General features: G+C 72.5%; 17 protein-coding genes and 1 pseudogene. 5 read left to right on the top strand and 13 right to left on the bottom strand.

Annotated features, from left to right (window positions below):
* Window positions 1-7: 7 nt before the first annotated feature.
* The 3 genes from mqnC to ABZ945_RS30005 form a co-directional block, all read right to left on the bottom strand.
* Window positions 8-1207, bottom strand: coding sequence for a cyclic dehypoxanthinyl futalosine synthase (gene mqnC / locus ABZ945_RS30015; protein ID WP_248636051.1), 1200 nt, complete (start codon window positions 1205-1207; stop codon window positions 8-10).
* 121 nt (window positions 1208-1328) lie between these two features.
* Window positions 1329-3080 (bottom strand): protein kinase, encoded by a 1752-nt coding sequence (locus ABZ945_RS30010; RefSeq protein WP_361275903.1) that lies wholly within the window; start codon window positions 3078-3080, stop codon window positions 1329-1331.
* A gap of 265 nt (window positions 3081-3345) precedes the next feature.
* Window positions 3346-4212 (bottom strand): menaquinone biosynthesis protein, encoded by an 867-nt coding sequence (locus ABZ945_RS30005; protein WP_361275900.1) that lies wholly within the window; start codon window positions 4210-4212, stop codon window positions 3346-3348.
* A gap of 260 nt (window positions 4213-4472) precedes the next feature.
* On the opposite strand from ABZ945_RS30005, the gene ABZ945_RS30000 reads away from it, so the two are divergent.
* Both ABZ945_RS30000 and ABZ945_RS29995 read left to right on the top strand, forming a co-directional pair.
* Window positions 4473-4676 carry a cold-shock protein gene (locus ABZ945_RS30000; RefSeq protein ID WP_008738468.1) on the top strand — a complete coding sequence of 68 codons (204 nt, stop codon included), beginning with the start codon at window positions 4473-4475 and terminating at the stop codon, window positions 4674-4676.
* Between the two features lie 137 nt (window positions 4677-4813).
* Window positions 4814-5221 (top strand): DUF1992 domain-containing protein, encoded by a 408-nt coding sequence (locus ABZ945_RS29995; protein ID WP_361275897.1) that lies wholly within the window; start codon window positions 4814-4816, stop codon window positions 5219-5221.
* A gap of 18 nt (window positions 5222-5239) precedes the next feature.
* On the opposite strand, the gene ABZ945_RS29990 is transcribed toward ABZ945_RS29995, so the two are convergent.
* From ABZ945_RS29990 to ABZ945_RS29980, 3 genes are all read right to left on the bottom strand, one after another.
* Window positions 5240-5851, bottom strand: a complete 612-nt coding sequence (locus tag ABZ945_RS29990) for a dihydrofolate reductase family protein (RefSeq protein ID WP_361275895.1) — start codon at window positions 5849-5851, stop codon at window positions 5240-5242.
* A 65-nt stretch (window positions 5852-5916) separates the two neighbouring features.
* Window positions 5917-7821, bottom strand: a complete 1905-nt coding sequence (locus tag ABZ945_RS29985; RefSeq protein ID WP_361275893.1) for an AMP-dependent synthetase/ligase — start codon at window positions 7819-7821, stop codon at window positions 5917-5919.
* A gap of 35 nt (window positions 7822-7856) precedes the next feature.
* Entirely contained in the window at window positions 7857-9122 is a 1266-nt protein-coding gene (locus ABZ945_RS29980; protein ID WP_361275890.1) for an acetyl-CoA C-acetyltransferase, read from the bottom strand.
* A 71-nt stretch (window positions 9123-9193) separates the two neighbouring features.
* Here ABZ945_RS29980 and ABZ945_RS29975 point away from each other — a divergent pair, with 71 nt between their 5' ends.
* Window positions 9194-10516, top strand: a complete 1323-nt coding sequence (locus ABZ945_RS29975; protein WP_361275888.1) for a 3-oxoacyl-ACP reductase — start codon at window positions 9194-9196, stop codon at window positions 10514-10516.
* 3 nt (window positions 10517-10519) lie between these two features.
* A complete protein-coding gene (locus ABZ945_RS29970) occupies window positions 10520-11341 on the top strand; it encodes a MaoC/PaaZ C-terminal domain-containing protein (RefSeq protein ID WP_361275885.1) in 822 nt (273 codons plus the stop codon).
* A 14-nt stretch (window positions 11342-11355) separates the two neighbouring features.
* Here ABZ945_RS29970 and ABZ945_RS29965 read toward each other — a convergent pair whose 3' ends face one another.
* The 7 genes from ABZ945_RS29965 to ABZ945_RS29935 all read right to left on the bottom strand — a co-directional run bounded on the left by ABZ945_RS29965 (window position 11356) and on the right by ABZ945_RS29935 (window position 17576).
* Window positions 11356-12006, bottom strand: a complete 651-nt coding sequence (locus ABZ945_RS29965; RefSeq protein WP_361275959.1) for a TetR/AcrR family transcriptional regulator — start codon at window positions 12004-12006, stop codon at window positions 11356-11358.
* A gap of 204 nt (window positions 12007-12210) precedes the next feature.
* Window positions 12211-13557 carry a dicarboxylate/amino acid:cation symporter gene (locus ABZ945_RS29960; RefSeq protein ID WP_361275879.1) on the bottom strand — a complete coding sequence of 449 codons (1347 nt, stop codon included), beginning with the start codon at window positions 13555-13557 and terminating at the stop codon, window positions 12211-12213.
* A gap of 465 nt (window positions 13558-14022) precedes the next feature.
* Window positions 14023-14337, bottom strand: a complete 315-nt coding sequence (locus tag ABZ945_RS29955; RefSeq protein ID WP_361275876.1) for a DUF4229 domain-containing protein — start codon at window positions 14335-14337, stop codon at window positions 14023-14025.
* 89 nt (window positions 14338-14426) lie between these two features.
* Complete coding sequence (locus tag ABZ945_RS29950; RefSeq protein WP_361275873.1) at window positions 14427-14951, bottom strand: GNAT family N-acetyltransferase; 525 nt, start codon at window positions 14949-14951, stop codon at window positions 14427-14429.
* Window positions 14952-15013: 62 nt separating this feature from the next.
* Window positions 15014-16177 (bottom strand): aminofutalosine synthase MqnE, encoded by a 1164-nt coding sequence (gene mqnE / locus ABZ945_RS29945; RefSeq protein ID WP_248637004.1) that lies wholly within the window; start codon window positions 16175-16177, stop codon window positions 15014-15016.
* A 108-nt stretch (window positions 16178-16285) separates the two neighbouring features.
* A complete protein-coding gene (locus ABZ945_RS29940; protein WP_361275870.1) occupies window positions 16286-16741 on the bottom strand; it encodes an Lrp/AsnC family transcriptional regulator in 456 nt (151 codons plus the stop codon).
* Between the two features lie 142 nt (window positions 16742-16883).
* The gene (locus ABZ945_RS29935) at window positions 16884-17576 is read right to left on the bottom strand and encodes a UbiX family flavin prenyltransferase (protein ID WP_361275956.1); all 693 of its coding nucleotides are present in this window, start codon (window positions 17574-17576) and stop codon (window positions 16884-16886) included.
* A 306-nt stretch (window positions 17577-17882) separates the two neighbouring features.
* Between ABZ945_RS29935 and ABZ945_RS29930 the strand changes: the two are divergent.
* Window positions 17883-18126: pseudogene (locus tag ABZ945_RS29930) on the top strand (rhomboid family intramembrane serine protease); the annotation flags it as partial.

Genomic DNA, 18126 nt, shown 5'->3' with positions numbered 1-18126 from the left:
CTCCGCCTCAGTTGGCGTTGAGCAGCTTCAGCTCGGGGTGCGCGGTGCCGCCCTCGATCGCGGTGGAGGAGATATGCGAGACCACCCGCTCGTCCACCGGGTCGTCCGCCGGGTCCTCGTGCACGGTGATGTGCTCGTAGGTGGTGGTCCGCTGGGCGGGGACGCGGCCCGCCTTGCGGATCAGGTCGATGATCTCCAGCCGGTTGGAGCGGTGCTTGGCACCGGCCGAGGAGACCACGTTCTCCTCCAGCATGATCGAGCCCAGGTCGTCGGCCCCGTAGTGCAGGGAGAGCTGGCCGACCTCCTTGCCGGTGGTGAGCCAGGAGCCCTGGATGTGCGCCACGTTGTCCAGGAACAGGCGCGCGATGGCGATCATGCGCAGGTACTCGAAGAGGGTCGCCTGGGTGCGGCCCTTCAGATGGTTGTTCTCCGGCTGGTAGGTGTACGGGATGAAGGCGCGGAAGCCGCCGGTGCGGTCCTGCACGTCCCGGATCATCCGCAGGTGCTCGATGCGCTCGGCGTTGGTCTCGCCGGTGCCCATCAGCATGGTGGAGGTGGACTCCACGCCCAGCCGGTGGGCGATCTCCATGATCTCCAGCCAGCGCTCGCCGGACTCCTTCAGCGGGGCGATCGCCTTGCGCGGGCGGGCCGGCAGCAGCTCCGCGCCGGCGCCCGCGAAGGAGTCCAGTCCGGCGGCGTGGATCCGGGTGATCGCCTCCTCGGCGGAGACCCCGGAGATCCGGGCCATGTGCTCCACCTCGGAGGCGCCGAGGGAGTGGATGACCAGCTGCGGGAAGGCCTTCTTGATCGCGGAGAAGTGCTCCTCGTAGTACTCCACGCCGTAGTCCGGGTGGTGCCCGCCCTGGAACATGATCTGGGTGCCGCCCAGCTCCACGGTCTCCGCGCAGCGGCGCAGGATGTCGTCGAGGTCGCGGGTCCAGCCCTTGTCGACGGCCTTCGGCGGCGCGTAGAAGGCGCAGAAGCGGCAGGCGGTGACGCAGACGTTGGTGTAGTTGATGTTGCGCTCGATGATGTACGTCGCGATGTGCTCCGTACCGGCGTAGCGCCGCCGCCGTACGGCGTCCGCGGCCGCGCCGAGCGCGTGCAGCGGGGCCGACCGGTAGAGGTCGAGCGCCTCCTCGGGGGTGATCCGCCCGCCTTCGGCGGCGCGGTCGAGGACGGACTGGAGGTCGGCCTTCTCGGTCACCGGCGTCTCACCTTTCGGCGCGGGTTGCAGGGTGGTGCGGGGGCCGTGCGGGGCTTTCCAGGGCCTCTACACGGACCGGACCAGCCTACGCCAGCCCCCGGCGCGCCCCGCTGGCGCCCGGTCACCTGCCACCGGCCTCCCGGGTGAGGGTCGCGCGCGGGTTACCGGCCCGCTGCTCCTCGGAGGCGTACGCCAGCTTCCCGTCCTTCAGGGTGAGGGTGACGGTGTGGGTGCCGGAGGTGCACTTGTTGCCCTCCGGCTTCCCGGTGGAGGAGCCGTCGAGGACGAGTTCGGTGGCGGTGGCACGGCGCAGCACCAGCCGGTCCTGGCAGGAGAGGTTGCCGAGGGCGTCGTACTGGTCGGCGGTGCCGACCTGACTGCCGGACTTGCCGCCGTCGAGCGTGAGGGTGAAGGTGCCGCCCCGCACATAGTCGCCGAGGAACGCGAACTCGAACGGCCCCTTCCAGGTGCCAATGAACCCCTCCGGTACGGCGGCCAGGTCACTGTCCCCCGGCGACTCGGAGCTCGGCGAGGGGCTCGGTGTCCGGGAGCCCGTGGCCGCCGGGGGCCGCCCGGCGGTGTCCGAGGAGCGTCCCTGCTCCTGGCGCAGCACCCCCAGCAGCCAGCCGCCGCCCACCGTCACCGCGGCCAGCGCCCCGGCGACCGCCAGCACGACCGTGCAGCTCAGCCGTCGGCCCCGGCCCGGGCCGCGCTCGCTCTCGGTGGTCACCGACAGCGCGAGGGGTCCACGTGGGCCGGAGGCAACAGACGCGGTCGGCAGCCCGTGCACCTCCGGGGGCGCGGCGGGACGCGGTGGAACACCGGGCGCAAAGGCCCCGGAAGGCGGGTCCTCGGGCATAAAGGCCCCGGAGGGCGGGCCCGAGGGCTCGGTGGGCGGGCCGAAGACCCCGAGCGCCGGGCTGCTGAACGGCACCGGCCCGGAGTGCCCGGCCGGTCCCGTATCTGCCCCTCCCCCCGGCTCCAGATCCAGCAGGCGTACGGCGGTGTGGCTCACCTCCGCCACCAGGGGCCCCGGCAGCCAGCCGCCCCCGATAGCCGCGTCCAGCCCCTCCGGCAGCAGTGCGCGGGCGAGCGCGGCCGGGTCGGGGCGGGCCGCCGGGTCCTTGGCCAGGCAGCCGGCGACCAGCTCCCGCAGCTCCCCGGTCAGCCCCGCGCCGAGCTCCGCCTCCTCGTGGACGACCTTGTACAGCAGGGCCGCGGAGGAGTCGCCGGGGAACGGGGCGGTGCCGCAGGCCGCGTAGGCGAGGACGGCGCCCAGTGAGAAGACGTCGGCCGCGGCGGTGACCCCCTTGCCGAGGATCTGCTCGGGCGCCATATAGCCGGGCGAGCCGACGGACACACCGGTGGAGGTGAGTGAGGCGGTGCCCTCGGTGGCCCGGGCGATACCGAAGTCGATGAGCCGGGGCCCGTCCAGGGCGAGCAGTACGTTGGACGGCTTGACGTCCCGGTGGACCAGGCCCAGGCCGTGCACGGCGGACAGCGCCTCGGCGAGTCCGGCGCCCAGCACCCGTACCGCCCGCTCGGGCAGCGGGCCGTGTGCGGCGACCGCCCGGCCGAGCGGCGGGCCCGCCACGTACGCCGTCGCCACCCAGGGCACCGGGGCCTCGGGGTCGGCGTCGATGACCGGGGCGGTCCAGCGCCCGCCGACCGCCCGCGCCGAGGCGACCTCGCGCCGGAACCGGGCCCGGAACTCGTCGTCCATCGCGAAGTGCGGGTGCACCACCTTCACGGCCACGGTCCGGCCGCCACCGCTGCGGGCCAGGTACACCCGGCCCATGCCGCCCGCGCCCAGCCTGCCGAGCAGCCGGAACGGCCCGATCACGGCCGGCTCCCCGGCCTCCAACGGCTGCATACGCGCCCCTCCCCCGTCCCGCCCCGCCGGGCCCGCCGATGGCGATCCCCCCAGCAGCGTAGAGGCCCCGCGCCCGCACGCACCGGTCGTCTCACGAACACCGGCCCGGCCCTGACCGCGCCGAATACGGCGTGCATTCCGGGGAATTCATCCCTCGCTTTCCCCCGCCATTACCCCCGGCGCACCGCCACTCCCCCCAACCGCCTCTTTACCCCCGCCGCCCAGCGGCCATTGCAGCCGTCTATTCCCGTACTCCCGTCGGGTGTCAGAGGGCGCCCAGCAGTTCCACCCGGACGTCCGCCGGGAAGCCGGTCGTCGGCCCGGTGCGCCGGGCGAACTCCCTTACCCCGGCGAGCTGCTCGGCGGCGAAGCGGAAGTCCAGGGTGGTGAAGTAGCGCTCCAGCAGCTCGGCGTCGAACGCCTCCCAGCGGGCGGCCTGCTCGGCCACCTTGGCGACCTCCTCCAGCGAGAGGTCGCGGGAGGCGAGGAAGGCCTCGTGCACCTGGCGCACCGTCTTGGGCTCGCGGGCCAGGTAGTCCCGGCGCACCGCCCAGACCGCGAAGACGAACGGCAGCCCGGTCCACTCCTTCCACAGCTGCCCGAGGTCGTGGACCTGGAGCCCCAGGCGCGGCGCGTCATGGAGGGAGGCCCGCAGGGCGGCGTCGCCGATCAGTACGGCGGCCTCGGCCTCCTGCATCATCGTGCCCAGGTCCGGGGGGCAGCTGAAGTAGTCGGGCGCCACCTCGTACCGCTCGGCCAGCAGCAGCTGCGCCAGGCGTACGGAGGTGCGCGAGGTGGAGCCGAGGGCCACCTTGGCCCCGTCCAGCTCGGTCAGCGGGCGCTGGGAGACGATCACACAGGACATGACGGGCCCGTCGCAGCCGACCGCCAGGTCCGGGAAGGCGACCAGCTCGTCGGCGTGGCGCAGGTACTCGACGAGGGTGACCGGGCCGATGTCGAGATCACCGCGCACCAGCTGCTCGCTGAGCTTCTCCGGGGTGTCCTTGGTGAGCTCCAGGTCGAGGAGCGTTCCGGTGCGGGCGAGGCCCCAGTACAGGGGCAGGCAGTTCAGGAACTGGATGTGCCCGACGCGCGGCCGGCTGGGCTGGGGGTCGTCGGTTGAATTGTCCACGACTCACCAGGCTAGCCCCGCCGCGGTCCCGACCCGCCCAGGGGGCGCCTGTCAGCCCACATGAACTCCGTCAAACATCCGGGTGAAGTGATCTTTCCCTCTACCCATGCGCGCACCGTGCGTGCTACGCTCATCGCAAGTTGCAGTTTGGTTTCCCTTGCAGTACAGAGCCTGCGGAGCATGTGACCCGCAGGCTTTTGTAATTTTCAGACTTGTTTCAGGTTCTGGAGCAGGGCGACCCTTTGGCCCAAGGAGGGCTTATGGCTACCGGAACCGTCAAGTGGTTCAACGCTGAAAAGGGCTTCGGCTTCATCGCCCAGGACGGCGGCGGCCCGGATGTCTTCGTTCACTACTCCGCGATCAACGCCTCCGGCTTCCGCTCCCTTGAGGAGAACCAGCTGGTGAACTTCGACGTCACCCAGGGCCCGAAGGGTCCGCAGGCGGAGAACGTCACCCCGGCCTAGTTCGGCCGGTCGTGATCGCCACGACGTAGCAGTACCCAAGGAGCCCCTTCCGCGTTCGGCCTTCCCGGCCGACCGGCGGGGGCTCCTGCCTTTCCCGGCCCCCCTCTTTCTTTCCGGGCCGCCCTACTCTTGGCCTCATGACCGAACGCAAACCGCCCGGTGTGAGCTTCGAGTCCTTCGTCGACCGGCAGATCCGCGAGGCGTCCGAGCGCGGCGACTTCCGCGCCCTGCCCGGCTTCGGCAAACCGCTGGCCGACGACTCCGCCCCCTACGACGAGCAGTGGTGGGTCAAGGGCAAGATGCACCGCGAGGGAGTCTCGGTCCTGCCCCCCGCCCTGGCCCTCCGCAAGGAGGCCGAGGACGCCCTGGAGGCGGTCGCCACCGCCCGCACCGAGGCCGAGGTGCGCCGCCGCCTGGAGGCGGTCAACGAAAAGATCGCCACCGCCCTCCGCCGCCCCCCACCCGGCCCGCCCCTGGGCCTGGCCCCTTTCGACGTGGAAGCGGCGGTCCGGGAGTGGCGGGAGGCCCGGGGGAAGGGCGGCTGAGGCTCTGCGTACGGCCTACTACTCCCCGTACCGCACCCGGTACCGCAGATGCGTCACCCGGTCGCCCTCGGCGACGGAGAGGGGGCCGTCCAGGGTGTAGGGGGCGCCGGCCGGGGTGGAGAAGAAGGGGGTGCCGGAGCCGAGGAGGACGGGGACCAGGTCGACGCAGACCTCGTCCAGCAGGCCCGCCTCCAGGGCCTGGCTGGCGATGGTGCCGGAGTTGAGCACGACGTTCTTGTCGCCGGCCAGGTCGCGGGCGACGGCGACGGCGCGTTCGATGCCGCCTTCGGTGACGAAGTGGAAGGGGGCGTCGGCGCGGGGCCAGCCGTCGGGGACGGAGTGGCTGAGCAGGACGACCGGGACGTCCATGGGGTGGCGGCCGCCCCACCCCTCCACGTAGTCGAAGAGCGTGCGGCCGACCACCAGTGCCCCGGTCTCGGCGATCAGCCGGTGCCAGTAGGTGGAGCTGACCTTGGTGAGGCGGAAGGTCAGCTCCGGGTCGGCGGTCTCCACCACCACGTCGCCCCGCTCGTACCACTGGAACAGCAGGTCGAAGCCGCTGAAGTCGGGCCCGGAGACATAGCCGTCCAGGGACATGCTCGCCCCGGTCACCACCTTGGTCATGGTCATCGTCCCGCTCCGTCCGGTCCTCGGGGCCTGTTCCCCGAAGGGTGGACCGGGGGCGGGGGCGGAAGTCATCGGCCGGCCGGAGGTTTCCCCCGTCCGGCGTAGAGCGCGGCTATCTCGTCGGCGAAGTCCCGGGCGATCGCCGTCCGCCGCAGTTTCAGCGAGGGCGTGAGATGGCCGGCGTCCTCGGTGAAGTCGGCGGTCAGCACCCGGAAGGCGCGGATGGACTCGGCGCGGGAGACCAGCCGGTTGGCGTCGTCCACCGCCCGCTGGAGCGCGGCCAGCAGTTCGGGGTCGGTGACCAGCTCGCGGAGCGGGACCTCGTCCTTCTTGTGCATCCGGCGCCAGTGGGCCAGGCCGTCCGGCTCCAGGGTGAGCAGGGCGGTGACATAGGGGCGGTCGTCGCCGACGACCATGCACTGGGAGACCAGCGGATGGGCGCGCAGCCAGTCCTCCAGCGGGGCCGGGGCCACGTTCTTGCCGCCCGAGGTGACGATGATGTCCTTCTTGCGGCCGGTGATGGTGAGGTAGCCGTCCTCGTCCAGCGCGCCCAGGTCACCGGTGGGGAACCAGCCGTCGTGGTCGGTGGCCGGCACGACCGTACCGCTCTCGGCGTCCCAGTAGCCGGTGAAGACGTGCTCCCCGCCGAGCAGCACCTCCCCGTCCGGCGCGATCCGCACCGAGGTCCCCGGCAGCGGCCAGCCGACCGTGCCCATCCGGGGCTTCAGCGGCGGGGTGACCGTGGAGGCGGCGGTGGTCTCGGTCAGCCCGTACCCCTCGAAGATGTCGATCCCGGCGCCCGCGTAGAAGGAGGCCAGCCGCCGCCCGAGCGGGGAGCCGCCGCAGATCGCGTACCGCACCTTGCCGCCGAGCGCCGCGCGGATACGGCGGTAGACCAGCGGGTCGTAGAGCGCCCGGGCGGCCCGCAGGGCGAAGGACGGCCCCGGCCCGGTGCCGTGCTGGGCGGCCTCCACCGCCTCCCCGTAGCGGCGGGCGATGGCGGCGGCCCGGTCGAAGGAGGAGGCCCGGCCCATCTTCTCGGCCGTCGCCCGCCCGGTGTTGTAGACCTTCTCCAGGACGTACGGGATGGCCAGCAGGAAGGTGGGGCGGAAGCCGGCCAGGTCGGCCAGGAGGTCCTCGGTCTGGATGGACGGGGCGTGGCCCAGCCGCACCCGGGCGCGCAGGCAGCCGATGGCGACCATCCGGCCGAAGACATGGCTGAGGGGGAGGAAGAGCAGGGTGGCGGCGGGCTCGGCGCTGACCGACTTGAAGACCGGGTGGAGCAGCTCGACGGCGTTGTCCACCTCGGCGAAGAAGTTGTTGTGGGTGAGCACACAGCCCTTGGGGCGGCCGGTGGTGCCGGAGGTGTAGATCAGGGTGGCGACCGACTGCGGGTCGAGCCCGGCCCGGCGGGCGGTGACCACCTCGTCGGGGACGTCCTTGCCGGCCGCCTTCAGGGTGTCCACGGCTCCGGTGTCCACCGCCCACAGCTCGCGCAGCCCGGGCAGCTGCCGCCGCTCGGCGCTGATCAGCCGGGCCTGCGCGGTGGACTCCACCACACAGGCCGCGGCGGCCGAGTCCTCCAGGATCCAGCGGGCCTGGAAGGCGGAGGAGGTGGGATAGAGGGGCACGGTGATCAGCCCGGCGGCCCAGGCGGCGAAGTCGATCAGCGTCCACTCGTAGGTGGTACGGGCCATCAGGGCGAGCCGGTCACCGGGGCGCAGCCCGTTCGCGACCAGCCCCTTGGCCACGGCCAGCACCTCGGCGGCGAAGGCCTCCGCCGTGACGTCGATCCACCGGCCCTCGGCGTCCTTGCGGCTGAGGACGGCGTCGGTGGGGGCTTCGCGGGCGTTGGTGAAGGGGATGTCGGCGAGCGAGCCGTGCTCCACGGGCTTCACCAACGGCGGTACGGAGACCTCGTGCACCGCGCCCTCCACATGGCGGCGGTGCGGCGGAACGAGCTGGACGGTCACGTGCGGCTCCTTCGTCATGGGGGGATTACGGGGCCTCAGGGGCGTTCGAGGATGGCGGTGACCCCGAGGCCGCCGGCCGCGCAGATCGAGATCAGGCCGCGTCCCGGGCGGTCCCGCTCGGCCAGCAGCGCGGCAAGGGTGGCGGTGATCCGGGCCCCGGTCGCCGCGAACGGATGTCCGGTGGCGAGCGAGGAACCCGCCACATTGAGCCGGGCCCGGTCCACCGGCGCCAGGCCCTGCTTCTCCCAGGCCGCGAGGGTGGCCAGCACCTGGGAGGCGAAGGCCTCGTGGATCTCGACCAGGTCGAAGTCCTCGATCCCGAGCCCGGCCCGCTCCAGCAGCCGGGGCACCGCGTACGCCGGGGCCATCAACAGCCCGTCCTCGCCGTGCACATGGTCCACCGCCCCGCTCTCGTAGAGCGTGAGGTAGGCCTGCGGTGCCAGTCCGCGCGCCTGGGCCCACTCCTCGCTCGCCAGCAGCACCACCGCGGCGCCGTCGGTGAGCGGGGTGGAGTTGCCGGCCGTCATGGTGGCGCCCGGCTGGTCGGTCCCGAACACCGGCCGGAGCCGCGCCAGTTGCTCGGGAGTCGACCCCGGGCGGAGGTTCTGGTCGCGCTCCAACCCACGGTAGGGCACCACCAACCCGTCGAAGAAGCCCCGTTCGTACGCGGCGGCCAGCCGTTGGTGGCTGGTGGCGGCCAACTCGTCCTGCTCCACCCGGCCGACCCCGGACACCCGGGCGGTACGCGCGGCGTGCTCGCCCATGGAGAGCCCGGTGCGCGGCTCGGCGTTGCGCGGGATCTCGGGGAGGAGATGCGACGGGCGTACGCGGGCCAGTACCCGTAGCCGGGCCGGGAGGCTATTGGCGCGGCGAGCCTCCAGCAGCAGGCGGCGCAGGCGGTCGTTGACCCCGAGCGGGGCGTCGCTGGCGGTGTCGGCGCCCCCGGCCACGGCGGCGTCCACCGCCCCGAGGGCGATCTTGTTGGCGACGGCGATCACCGCCTGGAGCCCGGTGCCGCAGGCCTGCTGGATGTCGTAGCCAGGCGTACGCGGGTCCAGCTTCGAGCCCAGCACGGTCTCCCGCGCCAGATTGAAGTCCCGGCTGTGCTTGAGCACCGCCCCGGCGACGAACTCGCCGACCGCTCCCCGCCCTTGGAGCCCGAACCGCTCGACCAGACCGTCCAGTGCGGCGGTCAGCATCTGCTGGTTGGAGGCGGTGGCGTACGGCCCGTCGGAGCGCGCGAACGGGATACGGCTGCCCCCGAGGACAGCGACCCTGCGAGGCGTTCCCATCGTCCTCATCTCGACCAGCTCCTGACCTCTGAGTAACCTTACTCTGGAGTAAATCTACGACCGGGCAGGGAGCTTCGACAATGGCCGACCGCTATCTGCGTCTCACCACCACCGCCCCGGGCCGCTTTCTGACCCGGCGCCTCGGGCTGCCTCAACCCGCCCCACTGCGCCGGTGGTCCGAGCGGACCCCCACTCTGGACGGCCCGCTGCTGCACCTCACCGCGGGCCCCAAGGGCCTGGACGGACTGGCCGACACCGCGGCCCGCGCCGGACTCCCACCCGCCTCCAACACCCCCGGTGAGCGGTACGCGGCCGTCCTGCTGGACGCCACCCACCTCGCCACCCCCGCCGACCTCGCCGAGGTGCACGCCGCCCTCCACCCGGTCGTCCGGCGGCTGCGCCCGAGCGGCCGGATCGTCCTCGCCGGTGCGCCGCTCTCCGCCACCGACCACCACCAGGCCGCCGCGCAGCAGGCGTTGGAGGGGTTCGTCCGCTCCCTCGGCAAGGAGGTCGGCCACGGCAGCACCGCCAACCTGCTCCGGCTGACCGACCCGGCCGCCGCCGAGTCCACCCTCCGCTTCCTGCTCTCCCCGAAGTCCGCCTACCTCAGCGGCCAGGTCCTCGACACCACCGGCACGCTGCCCCTCCCCGCCCCTCCGAGCGACCCCGCCCGCCCCCTCGCCGGCCGCACCGCCCTGGTCACCGGCGCCGCCCAGGGCATCGGCGCCGCCGTCGCCACCGCCCTCGCCCGGGACGGGGCCCATGTCCTCTGCCTCGACGTCCCCGGCGCCCGCGCCGCCCTCACCCGCACCGCCGAACGCCTCGGCGGCACCCCGCTTCCCCTCGACATCACCGCCCCCGAAGCCGCCGAGCAGATCGCGGCCGCCGCCCCCGACGGCCTGCACGCCCTGGTCCACAACGCGGGCATCACCCGTGACCGCCGGCTGGCCAACATGCCCGCCGAGCGCTGGAACACCGTGCTGGACGTCAACCTCGCCGCCGTCCTCACCACCACCGACGCGCTGCTGACCACCGGGGCGATACGCCGGGGCGGCACCGTGATCGCCACCGCCTCCATCGCGGGTATCGCCGGCAACACCGGCCAGACCAACTACGCGGCGAGCAAGGCCGGGATCATCGGCCTGGTCCGCGCCCTCGCCCCGCGCGCCGCTGCCGACCACGGCGTCACCGTCAACGCGGTCGCCCCCGGGTTCATCGAGACCCGGATGACTGCCGAGGTCCCCTTCCTCATCCGGGAGGCGGGCCGCCGAATGAACTCCCTCGCCCAGGGCGGACTGCCCGAGGACGTCGCCGAGACCACCGCCTGGCTCGCCGACCCCGCCTCCGCCGCCGTCAACGGCCAGGTCATCCGCGTCTGCGGGCAGTCCCTGCTGGGGGCGTGACCCATGAGCCTCCCCCTCACCCTGGCCACCGGCGCCCTACGCTCCCCCTTCAAACGGCTCCCACCCACCCCCGCGGCCCTCGGCCACACGGCGCGGCTGCATCTGCCGGGCGTCCGCCCCGACCCCCACCGCCTCCACACCTACAACCACCTCTGCGGCTACGGGACCGCCGAAACGATCCCCCTCTCCTACCCTCACCTCCTGGGCTTCCCCCTCGCCATGCGCCTGATGGCCGCCCCCGCCTTCCCCCTCCCACTGCTCGGCCTGGTCCACACCCGCATCACTCTCACCCGCCACCACCCCTTGGCCCCCGCCGACCCCTTGGACCTCACCGTCCACCTCACCGGCCTCACCCTCCACCACCGGGGCACCGAAGCCACCGTCACCACCGAGGCCCACTCCCCCGACGGCACCCTGCTCTGGGACTCCACCAGCTCCTACCTGGCCCGCCATCCCACCCCCGACCAGGACCTGGAGCGCACCGACCGGTCGGCCCCCGCTCCCCTCCCCGCCCTTGCCGAATGGCGGCTACCGCCCGACCTCGGCCGCCGCTACGGCGCCGTCTCCGGCGACCGCAACCCCATCCACCTGCACCTCCTGACCGCCCGCCCCTTCGGCTTCCGCCGCCCCATCGCCCACGGCATGTACACCCTCGCCCGCTGCCTCTCCCAGCACCAACTGCCGGAAGCAGTACGGGTGGAGGCGTCCTTCACCGCCCCCGTACCCCTTCCCGGCACGGCCGTGTACGCCGCCGACGCCCACTCCTTCGAGCTCCGCTCACCCGACGGCCGAACCCACCTGCGGGGCGCGGTGACGGCCCCGTAGAGGACCCGCCTCGCTCAGCGCGACCAGCGACGCCCCTCCATCAACCCGCCCAGCCCCGTCCAGGCGAAGTTCATCAGCGTCCCCGCCGCCTCCTTGGCCGTGACGCCGGGCTGGTGGTTCGCCCAGTCGGCCAGCGACTCCGCCGCGCCGACCAGGGCATGGGCCAGCCCGGAGAGGTCGCGGTCAGTGAAGGCGGGGTCCTGGCGGGCGTCCCGCGCGGCGACCCCGATCAGCCCGGTCACAAAGGCGACCAGCTCGTCCCGCATCACCGCCACCTCCGCGGCGAAGGGCTCCCCATGGGTGCGGGCCTGCTGGTGCAGGACCGCCCAGCCGTCCGGGTGCTCGGCGGTGTGGGTGAAGAACGCGGTGAGCCCCGCCCAGAGCTGTCCGTCGGCCGTCAGACCCGGCTCCCCGTCGGCGCCGTCCACCCCGGCCCGTACCGCCGCGACCAGCGCGGCCGCCTCCCGCCGGATGCAGGCGGTGAACAGCTCCTCCTTGGAGTTGAGGTACAGATACACCAACGGCTTCGAGACTCCCGCGAGTTCGGCGATCTCGTCCATGGAGGCGGCCCGGTAGCCGCGCTGCCCGAAGGTCCGCACCGCCGCGTCCATCATCTGCCGCTCACGCACCGCCCGCGGCATCCGCTTGCCCCGGACCCCCGGCACGCCCCCACCGACCCCGCCGTCCCCATTGCTCTCGCCCACGCCAGCCCGTCCTTCCCGCCCCGCGGCCGCGCACCCGCACTTCCGCCGCCCGTACCGACCGGTAAGCGTACGGGGCGCGGCAACCGACCGCACCGGTATGCGAACAGGCGCCCCCGCCGCTCATCGCGGCAGGGGCGCCTGTCAGGGGCGGCGCGGGCGGGACCGCTACGCGGCGGCCGGCACCGCCGCCCCCGAACGGCTGTCCTCGGACTCCGGCTCGCGCTCGTCCACCGGGGAGGACGTGGCGCGGTCGTAGGCCTCGCGGTCGAGGATGTTCTCGCGGGCGGCGACGATCACCGGGACCAGCGCCTGCCCGGCCACATTGGTGGCGGTGCGGATCATGTCCAGGATCGGGTCGATCGCCAGCAGCAGGCCGACGCCCTCCAGCGGCAGGCCCAGCGTGGACAGGGTCAGCGTCAGCATGACCGTGGCGCCGGTGAGGCCCGCGGTGGCGGCGGAGCCGACGACCGAGACGAAGGCGATCAGCAGGTAGTCGCTGATGCCCAGCTGCACGTCGAAGATCTGCGCGATGAAGATCGCGGCGAGCGCCGGGTAGATCGCGGCGCAGCCGTCCATCTTGGTGGTGGCGCCGAACGGGACGGCGAAGGAGGTGTACTCCTTCGGCACGCCGAGGCGCTCGGTGACCCGCTGGGTGACCGGCATGGTGCCGACCGAGGAGCGGGAGACGAAGGCCAGCTGGATGGCGGGCCAGGCACCGCGGAAGAACTGGATCGGGTTGACCTTGGCGACGGTGGCCAGCAGCAGCGGGTAGACGCCGAAGAGGACCAGCGCGCAGCCGATGTAGACGTCGGCGGTGAACGTGGCGTACTTGCCGATCAGGTTCCAGCCGTAGTCGGCGATGGCGTAGCCGATGAGGCCGACGGTGCCGATCGGGGCGAGCCGGATGACCCACCACAGGGCCTTCTGGAGCAGCGCCAGCACGGACTCGCTGAAGGTGAGGATGGGCTGCGCCTTCTCACCGAGCTTCAGCGCGGCGATACCGGCGACGGCGGCCATGAAGACGATCTGCAGGACGTTCAGCTCGGTGAACGGCGTGATGACGTCGGTGGGGATGATCCCGGTGAGGAAGTCCAGCCAGGAGCCGGCGTTCTCGGGCTTCTTGCCGTCGGCCGGGGTGAGGCCGGTGCCGGCGCCGGGGTTGGTGAGCAGGCCGATCGCGAGGCCGATGGCGACCGCGACCAGCGAGGTGATCATGAACCAGAGCAGGGTGCGGGAGGCCAGCCGGGCCGCGTTGTTGACCTTGCGGAGGTTGGTGATGGACACCAGGATCGCGAAGAAGACGAGCGGGGCGACGGCCAGCTTCAGCAGCTGGACGAAGATCGAGCCCACCTGGTCGAGAGTGGTGTAGAGCCAGGACACCTCGTAGCTGCGGGTGATCCAGCCGAGAAGGACGCCGAGGACGAGGCCGGCGACGATCTGGGCCCAGAACGGGACCTTGGGCAGCCGGCGCTTGGGGGCCGGCGCGGGGGTCGCGGTGGGCTCGGGGCTCACGGAGGCGGAGCTCGCGGACGCGGACAACGGACACACTCCAGTGGTGCGTATCGGGGAAATACGGGGAGGGGTGCGGCGCTCTCGCGATGAGGGTGGATGAGGGGGTGGCGCCGCTGCGATGCCGGTTGTTCTCCAGGAGGCCTTCCAGCAGGCCGCTCGGAAGGCTTTCTAGGAGGCGCGGCAACAGACCGCGGACATACAGCGGCAGAGATCGACGTGCAGGCGCGCCACGAGCGGGATGCTCGCGGCGTCTTCGCGGAGGCGCACTGCGGTCGTCATGCCCTCACGGTAACACCCGTACTTTGAGAAGCTCAAAGGACTTCTTTGGGACAGGAACGAAGGCCGAAAGGGCGGAGGAACACCAACACCCCAGGCAAAAGCGGAGCTTCTGCGCTGGGGTGCGGAGTGGGCCGCAGGCGGGCGTGACCGAGGTCACGAGCCCGTACGGCGACGGCGGGGGAGTGTTCAGGAGGTGACGCTGTCCTCACGGCTGCGGTTGGCCTCCAGGCGCGCCTTGGCGGTGTCGACCTGCTCGACGATCCGCTGGGACATGGCGTCGCGCTGCTTGCGCAGCAGGACGAAGGAGAGCGGGGCGGAGACCACCAGCGAGAGCAGCAGCACCCACAGCAGGTTGGAGTCGCCGAGGCCGCGCGGGATCACACCGGCGTAGACCAGGCCCCAGACGGCGAGGAAGCAGCCGGCGAACACGCCGAAGCGCATCAGGGTGTAGCGGAGAGTGGCGCTCTTCCTGGCTTCGGCAGCGGCATCGGCAGCGGGCACGGCTGGGCCTCTTCCTTCTGGTGTTCCTTCTCGTGGCGGTGCGGGGTACCGCCCGTCCAGTGAAGCACGTCCCCTTTGGAGCACTTCGGTCAGCCCAGGGGCAGCAGCATCAGGATGTCGTCGCGGTCGTCGCCGTCGGCGACCCGGATGGCGCCGGGCACCCGGCCGACCTCGCGGTAGCCGCAGGCGGCGTAGAACCGCTCCAGGCCGAGGCCGCCCCGGCAGCCGAGCCGGATCGCCTCGATGGAGTCGAAGCCGCGAACCGCCTTCTCGGCCGCCGCCATCAGCTCCCGCCCGTACCCCTTGCCCTGGTGGGCGGGGTGGACCATCACGGTGTAGAGCCAGACCCAGTGGCGCATCAGCCGGTGGGTGTTGAAGGCGATGACGGCGGTGGCGGCCACCGCGCCGCGCTCGTCCCAGCCGACCAGCAGCCGGTTGCGGCCCTCGGAGAGGGCGGTGAGGTGGCGCACCCACTCGGGGCGGATGTCCTCGGGGGTGACGGGTGGGACGAAACCGACGGCGCCGCCCGCGTTGGTGACGTCCGCCCACAGGGCGAGCACTCCGTCGCGCAGCGCGCCGTCCACCGGCGGATCCAGCTGGAAGGTGAGCGGCATGCCCCCGACCCTAACCGGGCCCGCGCACCCCAACCGGGGCCGCACCCACCCCCTCGACGATCTCAGACCCGCATCGGCTGCGGGGACTCGCGGCGGTCGGCGTCCGGGCCCGGGTACTCGCGGATGATCTCGTAGCGGGTGTTCCGCTCGACCGGGCGGAAGCCGGCGTCCCGGATGAGGTCCAGCAGGTCGTCGCGGGTCAGCTTGTTCGGGGTGCCGTAGTTGTCGGCGTCATGGGTGATCTTGTACTCGACCACCGAGCCGTCCATGTCGTCGGCGCCGTGCTGGAGTGCGAGCTGCGCGGTCTGCACCCCGTGCATGACCCAGAAGACCTTCACATGCGGGACGTTGTCGAAGAGCAGCCGGGAGACGGCGAAGGTCTTCAGCGCCTCCGCCCCGGTCGCCATGGTCGTCCGCGCCTGGAGCTTGTTGCGGACCTTGCCGTCCTGCATGTCCACGAAGTCGTGCTGGTAGCGCAGCGGGATGAAGACCTGGAAGCCGCCCGTCTCGTCCTGGAGCTCGCGCAGCCGCAGCACGTGGTCCACCCGGTGCCGGGGCTCCTCGATGTGCCCGTACAGCATGGTGGACGGGGTCTTCAGGCCCTTCTCGTGCGCCAGGCGGTGGATGCGGGACCAGTCCTCCCAGTGGGTGCGGTGGTCCACGATGTGCTGGCGGACCTCCCAGTCGAAGATCTCCGCGCCGCCGCCGGTCAGCGACTCCAGACCGGCCTCGATCAGCTCGTCCAGGATGTCCGAGGCGGACATGCCGGAGATGGTCTCGAAGTGGTGGATCTCGGTGGCGGTGAAGGCCTTCAGCGAGACGTTCGGCAGCGCCTCCTTGAGGGCGCTGAGCGAGCGCGGGTAGTAGCGCCAGGGGAGGTTGGGGTGGAGCCCGTTGACGATGTGCAGCTCGGTGAGGTTCTCGTTCTCCATCGCCTTGGCGAGGCGGACGGCCTCCTCGATGCGCATGGTGTACGCGTCCTTCTCGCCCGGCTTGCGCTGGAAGGAGCAGTACGCGCAGGACGCGGTGCACACGTTCGTCATGTTGAGGTGGCGGTTGACGTTGAAGTGGACCACGTCACCGTTCTTGCGGGTGCGCACCTCGTGGGCGAGGCCGCCGAGCCAGGCCAGATCGTCGGACTCGTAGAGGGCGATGCCGTCCTCGCGGGTCAGCCGCTCCCCGGACCGGACCTTCTCCTCCAGCTCGCGCTTGAGTCCCGCGTCCATATCCGGCCGCCTCTCCTACGTGTGTCGTGTCTGCCGCGTCTACCTGCGTCTGCCCGCGTCCACCCGCGTCTGTCCTGATCGGGCCGTCCCCACGGTACTCCCCGGAGGTCACTCCTCCTCGGGCAGCTCCCCGACCCGGTTCTCCCACTTGGTGGAGAGCACGATGGTGGTACGGGTACGGGAGACGCCCCGGGTGCCGGAGAGCCGGCGGATGGTCTTCTCCAGCCCGTCCACATCGCTGACCCGCACCTTGAGCATGTACGAGTCGTCGCCGGCGATGAACCAGCAGTCCTCGATCTCCGCCAGGTCCCGCAGTCGGCGCGCCACGTCCTCGTGGTCGGCGGCGTCGGAGAGCGAGATACCGATCAGCGCGGTCACGCCGAGGCCCAGCGAGGCGGAGTCCACGGTGGCCCGGTAGCCGGTGATGACCCCCGCGGCCTCCAGGCGGTTGATCCGGTCGGTGACGGAGGGCCCGGAGAGCCCGACGAGCCGGCCGAGCTCGGCGTACGAGGCGCGACCGTTCTCCCGAAGGGCCTGGATGAGCTGCCTATCCACGGCGTCCATAGACGTGAAGCCTTCCATTGTTCATCGATCCGGCAGGACAAGTGTAGAAAGAAAGGCGCCCCAGCGATCACGCGCGGTGCGCGCCTGGCCCCGCCGGCGTGACGGGGGCGTCGAAGCAGTCGGTACGGGTCGCGCGGGGGCGTCAGTCGCGGGACTCCCCCGGCTCCGGCTCCGACCCCGGCCCCGGCCCCGGAGCCGAGCCGCCGCCCAGCTCACCCTTCCAGCGCCGGTACAGCCCGTGCCGCACGCCCGCCGCGTCCAGCACCCGGCCGGCCACGAAGTCCACCAGGTCCTGGATATGGGTGGCGCCCGCGTAGAACGCCGGGGAGGCCGGCAGCACCACCGCGCCCGCCTCGTCCAGCGCCACCAGGTGCCGGAGGGTCTGGCCGTTCAGCGGGGTCTCCCGTACCGCCATCACCAGGGGGCGGCGCTCCTTGAGGGTGACGCTGGCGGCCCGCTGGAGCAGGTCCTTGGAGAGGCCGAGCGCCACGCCCGCCACACAGGCGGTGGAGGCCGGCACCACCAGCATCCCCTTGACCGGGTACGAGCCGGAGGACGGCCCGGCCGCGAGGTCGCCCGCCGCCCAGTGGCGTACCGCCGCCACGTCCACGTCGAAGGTGCCCGGCTTGCCGTCCGCCCCGCGCGCCAGCCATTCGCGCAGGTCTTCCTGCCAGTGGGCGTCGCGGAAGGCGATCCGGGTCTCGTCCAGCAGGGTCAGCCGGGAGGCCCGGGACACCACCAGGTCCACGCTCTCCCCGGCCGCGAGCAGCCCCCGCAGCACGGCGGCGGCGTACGGGGTCCCCGAGGCCCCGGACACGCCGACGACCCAGGGCACACGCGGGCCGCTGACGGAGCCGGCGGTGGGGCCGGTGGCGGGGCTGCTGGTCATGGCCCCGAGCCTATCCGCCGGGTCGGCGCCCCGGACGCGCGGTCCGCCGCGCCGGGGGACCCGCCGAGGGAACCCCCGGGAGAACCGCCGGGAGGACCCCCAGGAGAACCGCCAGGAGAACCGCCGGGAGAACCGCCAGGAGAACCGCCGGGAGAACCGCCGGGGGGGAACCGCCCGGGGGGAACCACCCACCCCGCCCGCACGTTCCCCGCACACAGGACCGCGACGACCGCGACGCCGCGAGGGGGTTCCATGGCACGGACGACGACCGGCGAGCTCACCGGCTGGAGGCACGTCTCCCGGGCGAAGGCCGCCGCCTGGCTGATGGCGTGCTGGATCGCCCTGCTCTGGGCCCTGGAGCTGGTGGACACGGCCACCGGGCACGCCCTGGACGGCTACGGGGTCAGCCCGCGGGACACCGGCGAGCTGCGCGACATCGTGCCCTCCGCCTTCCTCCACTACGGCTTCGACCATCTGATGGCCAACACCATCCCGC

The organism is Streptomyces sp. NPDC046887 (assembly GCF_040644755.1).
Taxonomy (GTDB): Bacteria; Actinomycetota; Actinomycetes; order Streptomycetales; family Streptomycetaceae; genus Streptomyces; species Streptomyces lichenis.
This window is presented reverse-complemented; position numbering and strand designations above follow the sequence as displayed.